We start from the raw sequence: 18307 nt of genomic DNA, 5'->3' as shown, positions 1-18307 counted from the left end.
AGGGTGATCATTACAATCACCTTAGAAACCCTCGCCTAGCTTCTACATGGCGGGGGTTTTGCTTTGCCCTGGTGGGAGGCGGTTGCCGCTGCCGCCGGTTCGTATCTGCGAGGATCGTCGGCATGATCACCGTTCACCTGCGCTACGAGATCGACCCGGACAAGCTGGACGAGTTCACCGACTACGGACGGGCATGGATCCGCCTGGTCGAGAAGCACGGCGGAACGCACCACGGCTACTTCATGCCGAGCGAAGGCGACAGCGACGAAGCGTTCGCGCTGTTCACATTCCCCTCCCTCGCCGCCTACGAGATCTATCGGACGGCTTCGCGCACCGACCCCGAATGCGTCGAGGCGTTCGAGTTCGCACGAAGAACTCAGTGCATCCGCCGCTACGAGCGCCGGTTCCTCACGCCGGTCTTCGAGTAGGACGCGTCCGCGGCATCACCGCGCTTCGGCGATCCTCGCAGCTGCCGTCACTCAGCTAACTTGCACGCGAGTGTGCACGTACTGTGTAAACTCGTCCTGTGAAACAGAGCTGGCGGATCTACAAGCGCGACGTCAAGAGACTCTCCCGCGTCCCCAAAGCCTGGATCATCATCATCGGGGTGCTCATCACCCCTGCCCTGTACGCGTGGTTCAACATCAACGCGTTCTGGGACCCCTACGCCAACACCGCGAACATCCGCGTGGCGGTCGTCGATCTCGACGAGGGTGCCACCTCCGATCTCACCGGTCACATCGACATCGGCCAGCAGGTGACCGAACAGCTCCAGGACAACGATCAGCTCGGCTGGACCTTCATGGGCGAGGGCGAGGCTCAGGAGGCGGTGAAGAACGGCGACGTCTACGCCGCCATCGTCATCCCCGCACAGTTCAGCGAAGATCTGCTCAGCATCACGAGCGGCGACTTCACCCAGCCGGCACTGCAGTACTACGTCAATGAGAAGGCCGGGGCGATCGCGCCGAAGATCACCGACGTCGGCGCCTCCGAGCTCGACAAGCAGGTCACGACCGCCTTCAAGGAGCAGGTGGCGCTCGCGGCGACGAACGCGCTCAAGGACGTCGGCGACTCCACAGAGCTGCGGCTGCTGAACGCCAGGGACAACACCCTCGACGCCTTCGACCAGGCGACGCAGACACTGGCCTCGGCGCGCGCGAACCTCGCCGAGACGCAGGACGGGCTCACCTCCTCACGCGGCACGCTCTCCTCCGCACGGAACACGCTCGGCGACGTCGACAAGACGCTCGGCGACGTGCAGAGGTCACTTTCCCAGACGCAGTCGATCATCGCCGAGACGCAGAAGGAGGTGATCGCGTTCACCGACAGCGCCACCACCGCGTTCCTGAAGGGCACGACCCTGCTCGCGGATGCCTCCGCCAAGGCGAACGTCTCGATCACCCGTCTCACCCAGAGCCTCGAGCAGGCGGGCGTGCGCATCGATGCCGGGATCGACGACGTCGCGAACGTGCTGAAGGCGAACGAGGCGGCGGTCGCCCGGCTGCAGACGCTCCTCGACAACACCGACCTCAGCGACGACACGAAGCAGCGTCTGACCGAGGTCATCGCCTCGCTCGAACAGCGCAATGCCACCGACCAGCAGCTGCTCACGGACCTGAAGGGCCTCAAGGCCGGGGCCTCCGACACCGTGGCTTCCGTTCGGGCGACCGCCGACGCTGTGAACCAGGCGATGCAGGACACCCGGGATGCCTCGTCGGCGATGCGCGACATCCTCACCCGCACCGTCCCCTCGCTGAACAGCGCGATGTCGCAGCTGTCGGCGAGCGTCGGATCGTTGTCGGCGGCGCTGGACTCGCAGAAGGGCGTCCTTGCGCAGGCCGATCAGCTTCTGGCCGGGTTGGACTCGCAGCTCGTCGCCACTTCGTCCGCCCTGGAGAGCTTCGACAACGACCTCGCCGGCATCGAGCAGGGCCTGCAGACGTCGCGCACTGACGTCGTCGCCCTCAAGGCCGCATCCGAATGGGGCCTGCTCGGCACCCTGACCGATCTCGAGCCCGAGCAGATCGCCCAGTTCATCTCCTCCCCCGTCGAGGTCGACGAGCACCTCGTGTTCCCTGTCGACACCTACGGGTCGGCGATGGCCGCGCTCTTCACGAATCTGTCGCTGTGGATCGGCGCCTTCGTGCTCATGGTGATCTTCCGCGTCGAGGTCGACACGGAGGGCGTCGAGGACGTCACCGTGCGCCAGGCCTATTTCGGCCGCTTCTTCCTCTTCGCGACGCTCGCCATCGGGCAGGCGCTGATCGTGTGCATCGGGAATCTCATCATCGGCGTGCAGACCGTCAGCGCCGCAGCCTTCGTCGGCACCGGCGTGCTCATCGCCCTCGCCTACGTGAGCATCATCTACGCCCTCTGCGTCGCATTCGGCCACGTCGGCCGCGGCCTGTGCATCCTGCTGGTGATCATGCAGATCCCCGGCGCATCCGGCCTGTACCCGATCGAGCTGATGCCCGGGTTCTTCCGCGCGATCTATCCGCTCCTGCCGTTCTCCTACGGCATCGACGCGATGCGGGAGACGATCGGGGGCTTCTACGGCGGCCACTACTGGCGCTTCCTGGGCGCCCTCGCGGCGTTCGTCGCTCTCGCGTTCCTCCTCGGGCTCGTCCTGCGCCGCCGTCTCGCGAACTTCAGCCAGCTCTTCAACCGCCAGGTACTCTCGACCGACCTCCTGGTCGGCGAGAAGGTGCAGGTCGTCGGCAGCGGATACCGCCTCACCGACATGATCAGGGCCCTGTCGACCCGTGCCGAGTACCGCGAGGACCTCGCTCGGCGGGCAGAGCCGTTCACGCACCGCTACCCGACACTGCTGAAGGCGACGGTGCTCACGGGGGTCGCGGGCCTCGTCGTGCTCGGGGTCCTCACTTGGGCGCTCCCCGGCTCGAAAGCACTCCTGCTCGGCCTGTGGACGCTCTGGATCCTGCTGGTCATCGGATTCCTCGTGACGATCGAGTACATCAAGCACAGCTTCGAGAACGGCGCGGAGGTCGCTGCTCTCGACGACGCCGAACTGCGCCAGCTCGCCCTCGCCGGGCCCGCCGGTCGTGCCGCGGTCGTGTCCGCCACGGCGGAGGACTCCTTCGACACGGCCCCGCACCCTCCGGTCTCCGTGATCACGGCAGACGTACCGGATGCACCGGCCTCCGGTGCTGATGCCGACGCCCTGCTCATGGACTGGTTCGGCCCGGAACCGTATCCCGACACCGACCCGGAATCGGGAGCCGCAATGGACGCGGAGCCGGCGGAATCCGCGGTGACCGAGGAGGCGGGCATCGCTACGACTCCGGATGAGCCGGCAGCCCCGGAAGACGACGACGGGACAGCGCAAGACCAGCGGACGGAAGAAGACCGGACAGACGAAGAGCGAACCGCAGAAGGAGAGGACCGCGCGTGAAGGACATCCTGCACCTGACGCTCCGCGACGTGCGTCACGCCACCCAGAACGTGATGGCGTGCATCGTGCTCTTCGGACTCGTCGTCATCCCGTCGCTGTTCACCTGGTTCAACGTGATCGCCAGCTGGGATCCGTTCGCGAACACGAAGGACCTGAAGATCGCGGTCGCGAGCACCGATGCCGGGTACGAGAGCGACCTCGTCCCGATCCGCATCAACGTGGGAGAACAGGTGCTCTCCCAGCTCCGCGGGAACGACCAGCTCGACTGGGTCATCACCGATGAGCACGACGCGATCGACGGGACCAGCTCGGGCGAGTACTACGCCGCGATCGTGCTGCCCGAGACCTTCAGCGCGGACATGCTGACGTTCTACGCCGATGGCGGCGACCGCACGCACATCGCGCTCTACACGAACGAGAAGAAGAACGCCCTGGCACCGAAGATCACAGGCCAGGGCGCCGAAGGGGTGTCCTCCGAGATCAGCGACACGTTCGCCCAGACGCTCGGCGACGTCGCGCTCGGCCTCGTCTCGTCGATGTCGGACTACCTCACCGATGAAGACACGCAGGCGGCCCTGACGCGCGTCGAGGCGCGCCTGGGAAGCGTGGGTGACCAGCTGCGCTCCGGAGCACACACGGCCGACACGTTCACGGCTCTGCTCGAGGCGAGCCGCCCCCTGCTCGACAGCGCCTCGGCTCTGGTCGGCACAGCCGGTGACGCGTTCACGGACACCTCCGGTGCCCTCGGCAGCGGCGTGGATGCGGCGAGCACGCTGAGGTCGACCCTGCAGACGGCAGCGCAATCACTGGCGGATGCCCTCGCGGCGACCTCGAGCAGCTACGACGCCGTGGGCGAGAGCATCGACGAGCTGTACGCCGCGGGCGATACGCTCAGCGGCACCCAGGTGCAGGCGATCACCACTCTCGCGGAGCGCGTGCAGCAGCAGGTCGATCAGTACACCGCGGTCAAGAACACGCTGGAGACCGAGGTCCGACCCAACCTCCCGGAATCTGCGCAGCCCGACTTCGACGCCGTGATCAGCCGGATCGACGAAGCGATCGCCCGGCAACAGGCGCTGCAGGATCGCCTCCAGAAAGCGGCGACCGACATCACGGCCGGCAACGACGCGGCACAGAGCACCCACCAGGAGATCTCCGCGGCGATCGCTGAAGCCAAGAAGGCGCTCGCCGACGCCCGGAGCACCTACGACAACGGCTTGAAAGCGCAGCTGAACTCCCTCTCTTCGACGCTCACGCAGATCGGATCCGATGTCTCGGCGATCCGATCCGACCTGTCCGGCATCACATCAGGTCTGTCCGGAGCATCCGATTCCGTCCTCTCGACGCTGTCCCGCGCGCAGGAGGCCACGACGCAGCTGTCAGCATCGTTGAACACGATGGCCGATCGATTCGACGCCGTCCAGCAGTCGATGGCGAAGGCCGCGGACACCGGTGATCTCAGCGAGCTGATCGGCGCCGACCCCGGCGTGCTCGCCACCTCCCTCGCTGAGCCCGTGCGCCTCGACCGCACCGCGGTCTTCCCCGTGGCAGGATTCGGTGCGGCCATGGCGCCGCTGTACATGATCCTCGCCCTCTGGGTGGGCGCGCTTCTGATGACCGTGACGATCCGTGTCGATGTGAACGCCGAGACGCTCCCCGATCGTCCGGAGCTCAGTCCGACGCAGAAGTACCTCGGCCGCTACGGCATCTTCGGTCTGGCCGGTCTCGCGCAGAGCACGCTGCTGACCCTCGGACTGATCCTCTTCGTCCAGATCGAGCCCGCGCATCCGCTCCTGCTGGTCCTTGCCGGATGGGCGATCTCGACCGTCTTCACGCTCATCGTCTACACCGCGGTGGTCGCGTTCGGGAACGCGGGCAAAGCGCTCTCTGTGCTGCTCCTCGTGATCCAGATCTCGGGTTCGGGCGGCGCGTACCCGTTGCAGCTGCTTCCCGACTGGTTCCAGAGCATCAGCCCCTTCCTTCCCGCGACCTATGCGGTGAACATGGTGAGATCCGCGATCGCCGGCGTGTACCAGGCCGACTTCTGGTGGGCGCTCGGCGCACTCGCGCTGTTCATCATTCCCACGCTGCTCCTCGGCCTCGTGCTGCGGCGCCCCCTGATGACCTACAACCGCAAACTGGTCGAGGCGCTCGCATCGACCAAGCTGATGTCCTGACCACAGCGCCCTGCGAAAGGACCCGAAGTGACCGCACCGAGCCCGCGACGTCGACGCGATGCCCTGGCCAACCGGGAAGCGCTGCTGAGCGCCGCGCAGTCGATGCTCGCCACGAACCCGTACGCGTCACTCGACGCGATCGCGCAGGCCGCCGGTCTCACCCGGCGAGCCGTCTACGGTCACTTCGCCGACCGCGACAGCCTGCTGCGCGAGGTGATCGCGGTCGGTGCTCAGCGGTTCAACGCGATCGCCGAGACGACCGATGAGTCCGACCCCCGGGTGACCCTGGCGCGGATGGCGACGCGTCTGTGGCGGGAGGCCTCCGCCGTGCGCGCCTCGGCCAACATCGCCCTCGACGACGCACATCTGGCCGACACCGTGCTCGCTCTGGCTCCGCTGCGTCAACGCATCCGCGACCTGACGAGGGCGGGGGTGGACTCGGGGGCGTTCCGGGGAGACATGCCGGCCGAACTCCTCGCCTTCCTCATCGAGGAGACGGCCAGGGCCACGCTGCGCGAGCTGCGGCTCACCACGACCGACGCAGACTCGACCGTCGTCCGCGTCGTGCTCAGCATCGTGGGGCTCTCGTGGACGGAACAGGCCGATCTCATCGGCGCGCACCCGGAGATCTTCGCCCAGGACTGAGCACGCCGCCGGAGCTCCCCCTACCCGGTGCCCTCGTTCTCTCCGCGGATGAGCCGCTGGATCTGCTCCTCCGGGAGACGCTCGATCGAGGCGGCCGCCATGTCGACCTCCGGATCCGTCGGCGAGCCGCCGATCGTGCACTGCGCCTCGCCGCTGTAGCCCAGAGTGAGGGCAGGCACCAGGACCAGCCACTCGGGGGTGACCGTCCGCTGCTCCACACGGACGCCGGATGCGTCGAACTCGACATCGGGATCGAACGCCGACGTGGTGGCGTCGATGCAGATCTGCGCGAGCTCGCTCTCGGTGAACGCGGCCGGACTCTCCGTCGGCTCGACGGGCGCCGTGGTCTGCGCGGGAGTCGGCGTCGAGGTCTGCTCCGGAGCCGGCGTCTGGCCTGCCCCCTCCCCCGTGCTCTCCGGCGATGCGGCGCATCCGGCAAGCGTCACCCCGGCGAGCAGGGCGAGGGCGGCGGCGAGGGAGCGGGCCTTCCGAGCTGAGGTCATGACCTCATCGTAGAGAAGTACGAACGAGTGCGGCTGTCCCCTCTTCGGGCATCGGCCGCCATCCGCCCCGTCAGGCTCGCCCCGCGCGCACCGATCGCTCGATACGCTCAGGGGATGCTCGACACGCTCACCGGATTCGCCGTGGTGGCTGTCGCGATCGTCATCGGCTACGTCATCGCCCGCGTCGACCTGCTCGGGCCGCACGCCCGGCATGTGCTGGGACGACTCATCTTCTTCGTGCTCTCGCCGTTCCTGCTGTTCTCGGTGCTCGCGCACGCGGATGCGAAGATGCTCTTCTCCTCGCTCCTCCCGGTGTCAGCGATCGCGGCCGTCGCCGTGATCGCCGTCTACGTCCTCGTCGCCCGGTTCGTCTGGCACCGCTCGATCGCCGAAACCGTGATCGGAGCGCTGTCCGCCGGACAGGTCAACTCCAACAACATCGGTCTCCCTCTCTCGCTGTATCTGCTCGGTAGCGCCGCCTTTCCCGCGCCCGTCATCCTCCTGCAGCTGCTGATCTTCACCCCGATCTCGCTGACGATCCTGGATGCTGTCACGAGCGAACACGTCTCCCTCATGCGCACACTGCGTCGCACGGCGACCAATCCGATCATCCTGGGCGCTCTGCTCGGCACGATCGTCTCGCTCAGCGGAATCGCCCTTCCGGCGATCGTGATGGATCCGGCGCAGTTGATCGCGGACGCCGCCGTGCCGGTGTTGCTGATCAGCTACGGCATGTCGTTGCATGGACAGCGCGTCCTCGGCGCACGCGGGCACCGCAGAGACGTGATCCTCGCGAGCGGACTGAAGCTCGCGTTCATGCCCGCGATCGCCTGGTTCGTCGCCGAGGTGGTGTTCGGCCTGTCATCGTCTGAGGTGCTGATCGTGACCGTCCTGGCGGCGCTCCCCACCGCGCAGAACGTCTTCAACTATTCCCAACGCTACGGTGTGGGCGAACCGATCTCCCGCGACACCGTCTTCGTCACCACGCTCGGCTGCCTTCCGGTGCTCGTACTGATCATGTCGCTGCTGGGCTGAAGATTCCCCGCTACTCGATCAGGGCGTATCCGCCCCACCCCGCACCGACCAAGATCGAACCGCTGAAGCCGATCGCACCGGTACCGACGTAGACGATCATCTCACCGGATGCGTTGACGCCCACGAGGTCGGCCTTGCCGTCGCCTGTGTAGTCGCTGCCGCCCGTGAGCGCACGTAGCGCTCCCCAGCCACCGCTGATCGCCTGGGGGGCTCCGAACCCGTTGTACTGGCCAGGGTAGAGCCGGAGGATCCCGTTGCTGTCGACGGTCATGAGGTCGCCCGCGCCGTCACCGTTAAAGTCGCCGCCGATGACGAACCGGAAGCCGTGCCACCCACTGCCGGCGGTGATCTCGGCTCCAGCGAATCCAGCCGCCCCGTTACCGGGATAGATAAGCAGCGCACCCGTCGGAGTCACCGCGACGATGTCATGCTTCCCGTCTCCCGTATAGTCCGCCCCAGACGTCACCTGAAGCATCCCGTACCACCCGGAGCCGATGACGCGGAAATCGTCGAAGCCGCCGGTGGCGCTTCCGCCGTAGAACTCGAGCGCGCCGTCCGACCGCACCACGAGCATGTCGGCCCTTCCGTCGCGGTTGAAGTCGGCGGAGGAGAGATGCTTGTGGATTCCCCACGCTGTGGTGACGACGGCTCCCGGCTGGAAGCGTCCGTTGCCGTCCCCCTTGATGAAGTGAAGGTCACCGTCTGCGGCGACGCCGAGCAGATCTGCGCGGCCGTCGGCATCGAAATCGGTGAGGAGAACCGGAACGGGCTGGGTCGCGAGCCCTGGGAAAACCAACGGGAGTGTGTTCCCACGGGTGATATTCGAGAGGCAGGTGAAGCCCTGATTGATCTGACTGTAGATCGAGCCGTTCCGCCAGACCTCGAAATGCAGGTGGTACGCGCCGGGGCTGCCGGTGTCGCCGACCACACCGATCTGCTGCCCCCGTACGACCCTGGTACCAGGGGCATACATCCCCTGTGCGGCCATGTGCCCGTAGCGGGTCACGTATCCGCCCGGGTGCTCGACATCGGTGTAGAAGCCGTAGCCGCCGTTCGACGCTCGCAGTTTGATCACACCGTCATACGCGGCCAGGATCGGCGTTCCGCCCTGGCCGGAGATGTCGATGCCGTCGTGCGCCCGGTAGTTTCCGCGGCACCCGTCCCCGACCTTGGACTGGATGTTCCCCGACGCGGGGTAGACCATCTGTCCGTCGGTTGCCGCTGATGCGGGAACCGCGGAGACCAGCGAAGGGGCGATCGTGCCGAGCACCACCGCCAACACGGTCGCCATCGCGACGCGGACGAGCCGCGACCGTGACGTTCGCTTCATGTCGAGTTCTCTCTTGCTCGGCTGGCCCCAGGGACGCAATGTCCTCCGCCGTCACCGTACCAGCGCGTCTGCGCCAGCGCCGAGAAGGCACTCCTCCTCCATCGATATGGGAGTGCTCCGGAGGCTTCCTCGTCACAGCATGTCGAACGCGCCGCTGAATGGGACGGTGTCGTCTCCGTTGTCGCGCGCGTCGAACTCCACGGTCTCCACGGAGATCACGATCTGACTCGACGAGGAGATCAGCACGCTCACCGACCGGTTGCCCACCACGACGAAGTCCACGAACCGACCTCCCGCCTGCGCTGCGAACTCGATGCGTCTTTTCAGGTCGGGGACGTCCTGGCCTTGCGCCAGGAAGAATCCGACATCGTTGACCGCGAGCTGGGTGCGAACCATCGTCAGCGTCTCCTTCGTCTCATTCTTCTCGTCCGTGTCGTCCATGTGGTGACGCTAGGCCGCCGCGCCCCGATTCAGAAGGGGATTGCGTCGCGAGCGATTCCAATGCATGGGACACGTGCGAATGGGCGGGCGGTTCTCGTTGTACGGTTCTGGGTATGGGAAGACTCCGGTATGACGGCACCTCGGATCCGATCCTCATCGAGGACGCGACCCTGGCACACCTCAAGATCGTCATCTCGACCAAGCTGCGCCGGCAGGAGAGCTTCATGATGACGTGGCGGCCGTTGGGCGACGGTCCAGACCTGAGAGCCACCGTGTGGATCCACCCGGCGATCCCCCTGCAGTTCGGATTCGATGAGCCCGAGCAGCCGCCGATCGACGCGAAGCTGATCGCCGAGATGATGCGCGTGCTCAACGCCACCGGCGAACTGGTGCTCGATCACCTGATCAACGCTCCCTGACGGCGGGCAGCTCCTCACCGCACGTACTCGGACTCCCACCCCGCACGTCCCTCGCAGACCGCCAAAACTGAGGGCGCATCTCTCAGCCGACGCAACTATGCTGTTAGCGCGCCACCGCTCGGCCCGGCTTCCGGCAGGTCGCTGTCGTGGCATCAGTCCCTTCACGACATTCTTTCGGCCCGCGTGTTCCCCGCCGTTCCGCTCTGCGGATCGGCGCCTCCTCCTCACGACGTGGCCCCGCCAGAAAGGCATGAACCGCCATGAGCGAATCCTCCGGAACCGCCGACCGCGACGGTCAGCGCTCGCCTGACTTCTTCGATCAGCTGATCGAGACGAACCCGCAGGACGCCTCGGCCTTCACCGTGGGCTTCCGCGGATACGACAAGGCCGAGGTCGACGCCGCACTCGCGTCGCTGCGCACCAAGCTCCAGCAGGTCACCGCAGACCTCGCCGACGCCGATGAGCGCCACACCACGGCCCTCGAATCCGTCCGCGAAGAGGAGCGCGCCTCCCGCGAAGCCGTCGAGAGCGAGCTCATCGCCGCCAAGGCGCAGGCCAGCGAAGCCGAGCAGCAGATCGCGACTCTCACGTCCGAGCTGGTCGACGCCCCCAAGGCCGAAGGTCAGGAGGCGCCGTCACGTCAGCAGTTCGAGGCGATCCTCCGTGTCGCCGAGGAGCAGGCGAACGTCCTGATCCAGAACGCCGCAGTGCAGGCCGACCGGCTGATGGCCGCCGCCCGCGAGGAGGTCGCCGCGCAGCGCGCCGAAGCCGACGCCGACGCCGAGCGGATCACCTCGCAGGCGCAGCGCGACGCCGACCAGGTGCGCTTGAAGATGGACACCGAGTACACGGCGCACGAGGCGCGTCTCGACCGCGAGGCGAGCCACGCTGCCGAGAAGGTGAACCAGGCCTCCCAGGAGGCGACGGCCATCCGCACCGAGGCCGAGAAGGGCGCGGCCGCACTGCGGTCGCTCGTCACCCGTGAGACCACGCAGCTGCGCGCCGACGCCGAGCGCGAGGTGCGCGAGATGAACGCGCGCGTGCTGGAGTTCGAGGAGACGCTCACACGTCGCCAGGACGACGCCCAGCAGGAGTTCCTGGTGCTGCACAATCAGGCTGTGGCGCACGCCGAGCGCATCACGAACGACGCGAACGAGCAGGTCGCCTCCTCCCTCGAGCATGCGCAGCGCATCTCGGCCAAGGCCGAGGACTACGAGCGTCTGATGCGCTCGCAGTCCCAGTCCATCGAGGCGGACGCCCAGGTGCGCGCCCGCGAGATCCTGGACCGCGCCCGCGTGAAGTCGCAGAAGATCGTCGACTCCGTCACGAATCACACCTCGGCCGTCCTGCGCGACGCAGAGGATCGCACTCGTCAGCTGCGCTGGCAGCAGCAGCAGCTCACGAGCTTCATGGCGGAGGTGCGGGAGCTGATCCGCCCTGACGGCGTGTTCTCGGACGAGCAGTCCACTGCGTCGACGCCCGCCCTCATCGCAGATCCCGTCGACGAGGAAGACGGCACCCCCGTCGAGGAGTTCCTCGGCGACGAGGTGCTGGACGACGAGATCATCGATGACGACGGCCCGCTCGAGAAGATCACGATCGACGTGGTCGAGACGGAGAAGAGCAGCAAGCGCTGAGCCAGCGGCTCCCACGAAGGGGGCGGGTCACGGATCATCCGTGCCCCGCCCCCTTTCGCTTCCCCTCCACCGACCGGTGGAGGGGAAGATCCGCCGGGCGGCCACTACCGGCGAGCGCGCGGTCGGGCCAGGCTGGATGCATGACAGACAGCGTGATCACTGTGCGCGACCTCCGCAAGGAGTACGGCGGCTTCGCCGCGGTCGACGGCATCAGCTTCGACATCCACGCGGGCGAGACCTTCGCGCTGCTCGGACCGAACGGCGCGGGCAAGTCGACCACGATCGAGATCCTCGAGGGATATCGGCACCGGTCCTCCGGCGACGTGCGCGTGCTCGGGGTAGATCCGCAGCACGGCGACCTGGAGTGGAAGGCGCGTCTGGGGATCGTGTTGCAGTCCACCGGCGAGGCGGGCTCCTTCACGGTGCGCGAGCTGCTGCGCGAGTTCGCCGGATACTACCCGCGCCCTCGCGATGTCGACGAGGTCATCGCGGCCGTGGGTCTCGAACAGAAGCAGCGCACGCGCGCCTCGCGACTCTCCGGCGGTCAGCAACGGCGTCTCGACGTCGCACTCGGCATCATCGGTCGACCGGAGCTGCTGTTCCTCGATGAACCGACGACAGGATTCGACCCGGAGGCGCGGCGGCAGTTCTGGGACCTGATCCGCTCCCTCAAGGCCGAGGGCACCAGCATCCTGCTCACCACGCACTACCTCGACGAGGCCGCACAGCTGGGCGATCGCGCGGCCGTGATCGCCGGAGGGACCATCGCGGCCATCGGCGCGATCGATGAACTCGGCGGCGCAGAGTCCCGTACTCCGCTCGTGCGATGGACCGATCCCGACGGCACGCCTCGCGAGGAGCGCACGACCACTCCCGGCGCCGTCGTCTCCGCGCTGCATCGTGACGGCGGCGAGCCGCGGGATCTGAAGATCGTCCGGCCGACGCTCGAAGACGTGTACCTCGACCTGATCCGTGAGTTCGACGTGCACAACTCCTCAGAATCGGGACGCATCACCGCGGCCGCGCCCGCATCCGCCGCCTCCACATCCGCTACCGCGTCCGTTTCTGAGGAGTTGTGAACATGTCCGCCACGATCGCCCCTGCTCCCCCACGCTTCGGAGTCACCCGTACCCTGCGTCTCGGCGTGCGTCGGATCCGCTTCGAGCTGCGCCAGTACTTCCGCGCCGGCGACCAGGTCTTCTTCACGTTCCTGTTCCCCACGTTGATGTACGTCGTGTTCGCGACGATCTTCACGGGTGACGTCGGTGAAGGGCCGGACAAGATCAGCATGGCGACGTACTACCTTCCCGGACTGATCGCGGGTGGCATCCTGCTCTCCGGCGTGCAGGGCCCCGCCCTCGAGATCGCGATGGAGAAGAGCGACGGCACCCTGAAGCGGCTCGGGGGAACACCGATCTCCCCCGTCACCTACTTCATCGGGAAGATCGGCGAGGTCTTCGTCACTGCCATCCTGCAGATCGCACTGCTGATCGCCGTCGCCGTCGTCGTGTACGGGGTGGAGCTCCCCACGGACCCCGCCGCATGGGCGCGATTCGCGTGGATCTTCGCACTCGGCCTGATCGCCTGCACGCTCCTCGGGATCGCGCTGTCCGCGGTGCCGCGGTCCGGGAAGTCCTCTGCGGCGGTCGTCATCCCGATCGTGTTGCTGATCCAGTTCGTCTCCGGTGTCTACATCGCGTTCTCGATGCTGCCGGAATGGCTGCAGAACGCGGCCGGCGTCCTCCCGGTGAAGTGGATCGCCCAGGGCATGCGCTCCGTCTTCCTGCCCGACTCGTTCCGCACGGCCGAGACGAGCGGATCGTGGGACATCGGGCTCATCGCCGTGATGCTGCTGGTGTGGCTCGTGGCGGGGCTGATACTGAGTCGGATCACGTTCCGCTGGATCCGCCGCGACGGGTGAGCACGACTCCGTCACGAGCAGCACCGCCACGATGATGCGAGAGTGGTCGTCATGAGCACCGTCCGCAAGGAACATCTGGGCTGGGACCTCGCGACCACCGCGCTCTTCGTCGTGATCCTGGTACTCGCGTTCACCCTGCCCTCGCGCAGCGCCGCCTCGCCCTGGATGCTGGTCGCCACCGCCTGCGGCCTCGTCGCGGTCTACGCGTTCGGCGCCCGCCGCTACGTGAGCTTCCGCGAGGCGCCGGACCCCTCCCCACTCGCCTCGGCGGTGATCCAGGTCGCCCTGATCGCGCTGATGGCGTTCGGCACGTCGATCGAGCCGAACATGCTCCTGCTGCAGACGCTGGTGCTGCCCCTCATCTGGATGACGTCCCGATCGACCGCCCAGTCGATCATCGTCACGCTCGTGAACGCGACGGTCATCGCCTTCGCCTACTCGTTCTGGGGTGGTTTCGCGCCGGAACTCGTGCTCGCCGGTATCACCACCGCCGGGCTGTCCGCGGCGTTCAGCCTCGCCCTGGGGCTGTGGATCACACGGATCGCCGAATGGGGCACGGAGCGCCAGCGCCTGCTCGCCGATCTCACCGCAGCGCAGGCGGGGCTCGAGGCGGCGAGTCGCGAAGCCGGTGCAACGGCCGAACGAGCGCGCCTCGCGAGGGACGTGCACGACACGATCGCCCAGAGCCTCACCAGCATCGTGATGCTCGCGGAGCGCGGGCGGCTCGACGGCTCCGCAGACACCGTCGCCCTGATCGAGGAAGCGGCGCGCGACGCCCTGCGAGAGGCCAGAGCCCTGGTCGTCGTGGAGTCACCGGCCGCCGACCCGTCCGGCTCGCTCTCCGAAGCGTTGCGCAGGCTCGGCGAGCGATTCAGCAGGGAGACCGGGCTGCCGGTCGCGGTGACGACGTCCGTGCAGCCAGTACCGCGCGACATCCAGGTCGTGCTGCTGCGCTGCGCCCAGGAGGGACTGGCGAACGTCCGCAAGCATGCCGCCGCCGTCTCCGCCTCCGTCACCCTGCTGGTGGGCGAAGATGCGGTGCTCGTCGTGAGCGACGACGGGCGGGGCCTCGGCGGTGTGCGTCTGGGCCACGGCGATGGCTTCGGACTCGCGGGCATGCGTGACCGTGTCGGGCTCGTCGGCGGCACCCTGGATGTGACCGACGGCGAGGTCTGCGGCACCACACTCACGGTCCGCGTGCCTCTCCCCATGCTGCAGGAGGTGTCATGATCCGTGTCCTCGTCGCGGACGACCACCCGATCGTGCGCTCCGGGATCGTCGGTCTGCTGTCGCTCGACGAGGAGCTGCAGGTCGTCGGCGAAGCATCCGACGGACTCGAAGCGGTCGAACTCGCCACGGCGCTGCGCCCCGACGTCGTGCTGATGGACCTGCGGATGCCGACGTTGACCGGCGCGGAGGCCACATCGCGGATCACCCAGGAGCTTCCCGGCGTGCGCGTGCTCGTGCTCACCACCTATGAGAGCGACGACGACATCCTCGGCGCGATCGAGGCGGGAGCCAGCGGGTACCTGCTGAAGGCGGCGCCCCAGGAGGAGATCGTCGCCGGGATCCGCTCGGTCGCGGAAGGGCACACGGTGCTCGCGCCCTCGATCGCAGCCACGTTGGTCACGCGGATGCGGAGGGAACGGCCCGCCCGACCGCAGCTGAGCCCCCGTGAACTCGACGTGCTCCGACTCGTCGCCGCGGGCCGCAGCAACCCGCAGATCGCCAAGGAGCTCTTCATCGGGGAGGCGACCGTGAAGACGCACCTTCTGCATGCGTTCGAGAAGCTCGAAGTGTCGGACCGCACCCGCGCCGTCACCCTCGCGATGGAGTGGGGGCTGCTCTAGGACGCGGCGTCGCGTCGCCGGGAGAACCGCCCCGGAACAGCGAATCGCCCGGTTCCTCGCGAAGAGGATCCGGGCGATTCGGGTAAGAGCGTGATGACTACGCGCGACCGAACTGCGAGACGGCCGGGCAGTCGAACGGGTCCGCACCGGCGGAGAGGCCGACCCGGTTGAGGTACTGGATCACGATCGCGTACGACCGGATGAGGTTGGTCTCGGTGTAGGGCACATCGTTCGCGATGCAGTAGTCGCGCACGACCTCGCGCGCCTTCGACAGGTTCGGGCGCGGCATGTTCGGGAACAGGTGGTGCTCGACCTGGTAGTTGAGACCGCCCATGAACGAGGTCACCCACCAGCCGCCGCTGACGTTGCGCGAGGTGCGGACCTGCTTCGAGAAGAAGTCCAGGCGGGCGTTCGGATCGATGATCGGCATGCCCTTGTGGTTCGGAGCGAAGGACGCACCCATGTACACGCCGAAGACCGCCATCTGCACGCCCATGAAGGCGAAAGCCATTCCGAGCGGAAGGATCATGAACACCGGCACGAGGATGATGATGAAACGTGCGGCGATGATGCTCAGCTCGATCCAGCGTCCCTTGACGTTCTTCTTGGTCGTCAGGTGCTTGAGGCCGAGGTAGTGGAGGTTCAGTCCCTCGAGCGTGAGGAGCGGGAAGAACAGCCACCCCTGCTTGCGGGTGATGAGACGGATGATGCCGCGGGACTTCGCCGCATCCTCCTCGAGGAACGAGATCGTGTCGACCTCGATGTCGGGGTCCTTGCCCACCTGGTTCGGGTTGCCGTGGTGTTTGGTGTGCTTGGAGTCCCACCAGGAGTAGCTCATGCCGATGCTGGCGGCGAGGATGCGCGCGAGGCGGAAGTTGGCTGGCCCTGAGCTGAGGATCTGGCGGTGCGCCGCCTCGTGCGTCAGGAAGGCGATCTGCGTGAAGACGATGCCGAGGGCTGCGGCGATGAGCAGCTGGAACCAGCTGTCGCCGAGCAGGATGAAGCCGGCGATGCAGCCGGCGAGAGCCACCGCGATGGCGATGGAGACCCAGATGTAGAACCCGCTCGCGCGCTGGAGCAGTCCCATCTCTCGGACGACCTGAGAGACCTGCTTGTAGGCCTGCGCCATCGGGGGGAAGTCTGCGTTGCCGGCGTACGTCTGGCGTACCGGTCCCAGCGTTGCTGCGGTCTTTTCGACCTGTGAAGTGGAGATGATGTTCTCCCGTCGATCGGAGCCCTGCGGCTGTGAAAGCCCAAGGCGGACGCCCAACGCTTAACTCAGAGTAGCCCCGGCCACATGCGCCGAACGGAATACGACGGAGGTGTTTTCGGGGTCCTGCACCATGGCCGCGTCAGGACCGCCTCATGCCTCGACACGCCCGGGCGGCAGCATCCCCTCCGCCTGCCCGCACGAAACAGCGGACAGACTCGTCCGGCGGAACGACGGGCGTCGGAGCGGGGTCAGGCGCGAGCGCGCCGCAGCCCGCGGCGGAATGCCAGGGGCAGGCTCAGCGGCATCCCTCGACGCCACGCGGCGCGGGACTGCTGGGTGTTCTCGAGGGCGTCCTGGGCGTCGTCGAGAGTCTCGAACGAGCCGAGGTCGGTGCCGCGCTCGTCGCGCACGAGGTGGGCGGAGCCGTCGAACTCCACGAAGCCGGCGAATTCGCCGTTGCGGGTCGCGACGTGCACATCGGTGTCGGCCTGCTTCCAGGTCAACGGGTCGGTAGGAGGGAAGGTCGTAATACTCATGGTCATGCTCATTGCTGTGGGGCGGGCGCACGTCGGCGCCTCGCTGATGTGAGATCGAGGGCGGATCCCGCGCGCATCGACGTGCGCGGTCCGTAATGGCCCTGATCAGTGGCGACGTGACGGCCGAGAGGGGCGAATCACTCACGTTGCATCAGAGAGTCTAACAGATCGCGCGGGCGGCGGGCAGGTCCCGGCCCTCGCCTCAGTTCGCGGGCCCCTTCCCGCCACCGCCGGGCGCCGCTCCTGCGGTCGGTGTCGTGGACGTGTCCACGCCCACGACGAGCACGGCCGCATATCCGCTCGCGGCATCGCCTGTCACGGCCGCCAGCTGGAGCGCGGCGGAGTCGTCTCCGAACACGTTGTCGCTCGCGAGTGTGATGGCATCGAGGTTGCGCGTCGATCCGTCGTAGCCGGACTGCGCGTACACCTCGCTGCACGCCGCTTCGGGGAGCGCGAGTTGCGAGGTGGCGATGGCGGTCGACGAGTCGGTGATCGAGGCCAGGTCGGGGTACACCTCGAAGTGGATGTGCGGCCAGCGTCCCGAGTAGCAACCGGGGAATATCGACGTGAACGCCACTCTGCCGTCCGCATCAGCCACCTGCACGCCACGAAGGTAGGTGACGTTCTCGAGTCCTTCGGAGTACATCGAGTACTCTCCCTGAGCCGTGCAGTGCCAGGCGTAGACCGCGACGCCCTCGAACGGGACGCCTCCGCCCTCCAGGTCCAGGATCTGGAGCTCGAAGGTCAGCGGCACGCCATCCGCGCTGGCGGCTCCGTCGATCGAGGAGCGAATGTCGGCGCGCACGATGCCGGAGTCCTCGAGCACGTCGGGACCGTTGGAGCCGTCCCCGGGATACGGGCCGGCGGTCTCGTCGGGGATCTCCCCGTCGACGGTCGCGGTCGACGGGGTCGTCGAAGCCTTCGCAGTGGGGGTCGCCGTCGCCCCCGTATCGGTCGAAGACGCCGGCGCGCATGCGGCGAGGACGACCGCACCGAGTCCGATGCCCGCGAGACTCAGCATCCCGCGCCTGGTGATCAGCGTGCGGATGTCGAATGCCGCGCCCTGGTCGACGACTTCTTCTCCGGCCCTGTCGAGGAGACGACCTTCATAGGTCGGCCCGTCGGGAGTCTGGACCGGTTCGGGGATGTGGCTCATGATGTGGCTCCTTTCGCGAACCGTCGAGGTGT

Annotated in this window: 17 protein-coding genes; 11 read left to right on the top strand and 6 right to left on the bottom strand. The window is 67.3% G+C overall.

The features are described 5' to 3' along the window. Window positions 1-122 precede the first annotated feature (122 nt). The 4 genes from MRBLWO12_RS18610 to MRBLWO12_RS18595 all read left to right on the top strand — a co-directional run bounded on the left by MRBLWO12_RS18610 (window position 123) and on the right by MRBLWO12_RS18595 (window position 6234). Window positions 123-428, top strand: a complete 306-nt coding sequence (locus tag MRBLWO12_RS18610) for an NIPSNAP family protein (RefSeq protein ID WP_363558189.1) — start codon at window positions 123-125, stop codon at window positions 426-428. Between the two features lie 98 nt (window positions 429-526). Further along, the gene (locus MRBLWO12_RS18605) at window positions 527-3412 is read left to right on the top strand and encodes a YhgE/Pip domain-containing protein (protein ID WP_363558187.1); all 2886 of its coding nucleotides are present in this window, start codon (window positions 527-529) and stop codon (window positions 3410-3412) included. Then, entirely contained in the window at window positions 3409-5589 is a 2181-nt protein-coding gene (locus MRBLWO12_RS18600) for a YhgE/Pip domain-containing protein (protein ID WP_363558185.1), read from the top strand. Before MRBLWO12_RS18605 ends, MRBLWO12_RS18600 begins: the two co-directional genes overlap by 4 nt. Before the next feature lie 27 nt (window positions 5590-5616). Next, window positions 5617-6234 carry a TetR/AcrR family transcriptional regulator gene (locus tag MRBLWO12_RS18595; protein ID WP_363558183.1) on the top strand — a complete coding sequence of 206 codons (618 nt, stop codon included), beginning with the start codon at window positions 5617-5619 and terminating at the stop codon, window positions 6232-6234. Between the two features lie 20 nt (window positions 6235-6254). On the opposite strand, the gene MRBLWO12_RS18590 is transcribed toward MRBLWO12_RS18595, so the two are convergent. Next, window positions 6255-6737, bottom strand: a complete 483-nt coding sequence (locus tag MRBLWO12_RS18590; RefSeq protein WP_363558181.1) for a hypothetical protein — start codon at window positions 6735-6737, stop codon at window positions 6255-6257. A 114-nt stretch (window positions 6738-6851) separates the two neighbouring features. On the opposite strand from MRBLWO12_RS18590, the gene MRBLWO12_RS18585 reads away from it, so the two are divergent. Then, on the top strand, window positions 6852-7772 hold the full coding sequence (locus tag MRBLWO12_RS18585; RefSeq protein WP_363558179.1) for an AEC family transporter: 921 nt from the start codon (window positions 6852-6854) through the stop codon (window positions 7770-7772). A 10-nt stretch (window positions 7773-7782) separates the two neighbouring features. Here the strand turns inward: MRBLWO12_RS18585 and MRBLWO12_RS18580 are convergent, their stop codons facing one another. Both MRBLWO12_RS18580 and MRBLWO12_RS18575 read right to left on the bottom strand, forming a co-directional pair. After that, a complete protein-coding gene (locus MRBLWO12_RS18580) occupies window positions 7783-9102 on the bottom strand; it encodes a VCBS repeat domain-containing M23 family metallopeptidase (RefSeq protein ID WP_363558177.1) in 1320 nt (439 codons plus the stop codon). Window positions 9103-9234: 132 nt separating this feature from the next. Beyond that, complete coding sequence (locus MRBLWO12_RS18575; protein WP_363558175.1) at window positions 9235-9543, bottom strand: hypothetical protein; 309 nt, start codon at window positions 9541-9543, stop codon at window positions 9235-9237. A 113-nt stretch (window positions 9544-9656) separates the two neighbouring features. On the opposite strand from MRBLWO12_RS18575, the gene MRBLWO12_RS18570 reads away from it, so the two are divergent. From MRBLWO12_RS18570 to MRBLWO12_RS18545, 6 genes are all read left to right on the top strand, one after another. Further along, entirely contained in the window at window positions 9657-9962 is a 306-nt protein-coding gene (locus tag MRBLWO12_RS18570; RefSeq protein ID WP_363558173.1) for a hypothetical protein, read from the top strand. A gap of 260 nt (window positions 9963-10222) precedes the next feature. Further along, window positions 10223-11599, top strand: coding sequence for a DivIVA domain-containing protein (locus MRBLWO12_RS18565; protein WP_363558171.1), 1377 nt, complete (start codon window positions 10223-10225; stop codon window positions 11597-11599). A 140-nt stretch (window positions 11600-11739) separates the two neighbouring features. Then, on the top strand, window positions 11740-12678 hold the full coding sequence (locus MRBLWO12_RS18560; RefSeq protein WP_363558169.1) for an ABC transporter ATP-binding protein: 939 nt from the start codon (window positions 11740-11742) through the stop codon (window positions 12676-12678). A 2-nt stretch (window positions 12679-12680) separates the two neighbouring features. Further along, on the top strand, window positions 12681-13520 hold the full coding sequence (locus tag MRBLWO12_RS18555) for an ABC transporter permease (RefSeq protein WP_363558167.1): 840 nt from the start codon (window positions 12681-12683) through the stop codon (window positions 13518-13520). Between the two features lie 51 nt (window positions 13521-13571). Continuing rightward, a complete protein-coding gene (locus MRBLWO12_RS18550; protein ID WP_363558165.1) occupies window positions 13572-14750 on the top strand; it encodes a sensor histidine kinase in 1179 nt (392 codons plus the stop codon). Next, complete coding sequence (locus tag MRBLWO12_RS18545) at window positions 14747-15370, top strand: response regulator transcription factor (protein WP_363558163.1); 624 nt, start codon at window positions 14747-14749, stop codon at window positions 15368-15370. The genes MRBLWO12_RS18550 and MRBLWO12_RS18545 overlap by 4 nt, the downstream gene beginning before the upstream one ends. Before the next feature lie 97 nt (window positions 15371-15467). Here the strand turns inward: MRBLWO12_RS18545 and MRBLWO12_RS18540 are convergent, their stop codons facing one another. The 3 genes from MRBLWO12_RS18540 to MRBLWO12_RS18530 all read right to left on the bottom strand — a co-directional run bounded on the left by MRBLWO12_RS18540 (window position 15468) and on the right by MRBLWO12_RS18530 (window position 18275). Then, window positions 15468-16499 (bottom strand): fatty acid desaturase family protein, encoded by a 1032-nt coding sequence (locus tag MRBLWO12_RS18540; RefSeq protein WP_414685498.1) that lies wholly within the window; start codon window positions 16497-16499, stop codon window positions 15468-15470. Between the two features lie 332 nt (window positions 16500-16831). Further along, the gene (locus MRBLWO12_RS18535) at window positions 16832-17119 is read right to left on the bottom strand and encodes a hypothetical protein (protein ID WP_363558161.1); all 288 of its coding nucleotides are present in this window, start codon (window positions 17117-17119) and stop codon (window positions 16832-16834) included. Between the two features lie 202 nt (window positions 17120-17321). Next, a complete protein-coding gene (locus tag MRBLWO12_RS18530) occupies window positions 17322-18275 on the bottom strand; it encodes an intradiol ring-cleavage dioxygenase (protein WP_363558159.1) in 954 nt (317 codons plus the stop codon). Window positions 18276-18307: the final 32 nt, after the last annotated feature.

The sequence above is a fragment of the Microbacterium sp. LWO12-1.2 genome (assembly GCF_040675875.1).
In the GTDB taxonomy this organism is placed as follows: Bacteria; Actinomycetota; Actinomycetes; order Actinomycetales; family Microbacteriaceae; genus Microbacterium.
The sequence above is the reverse complement of the archived record's forward strand: the minus strand, read 5'-3'. Positions and strand labels throughout refer to the sequence as shown.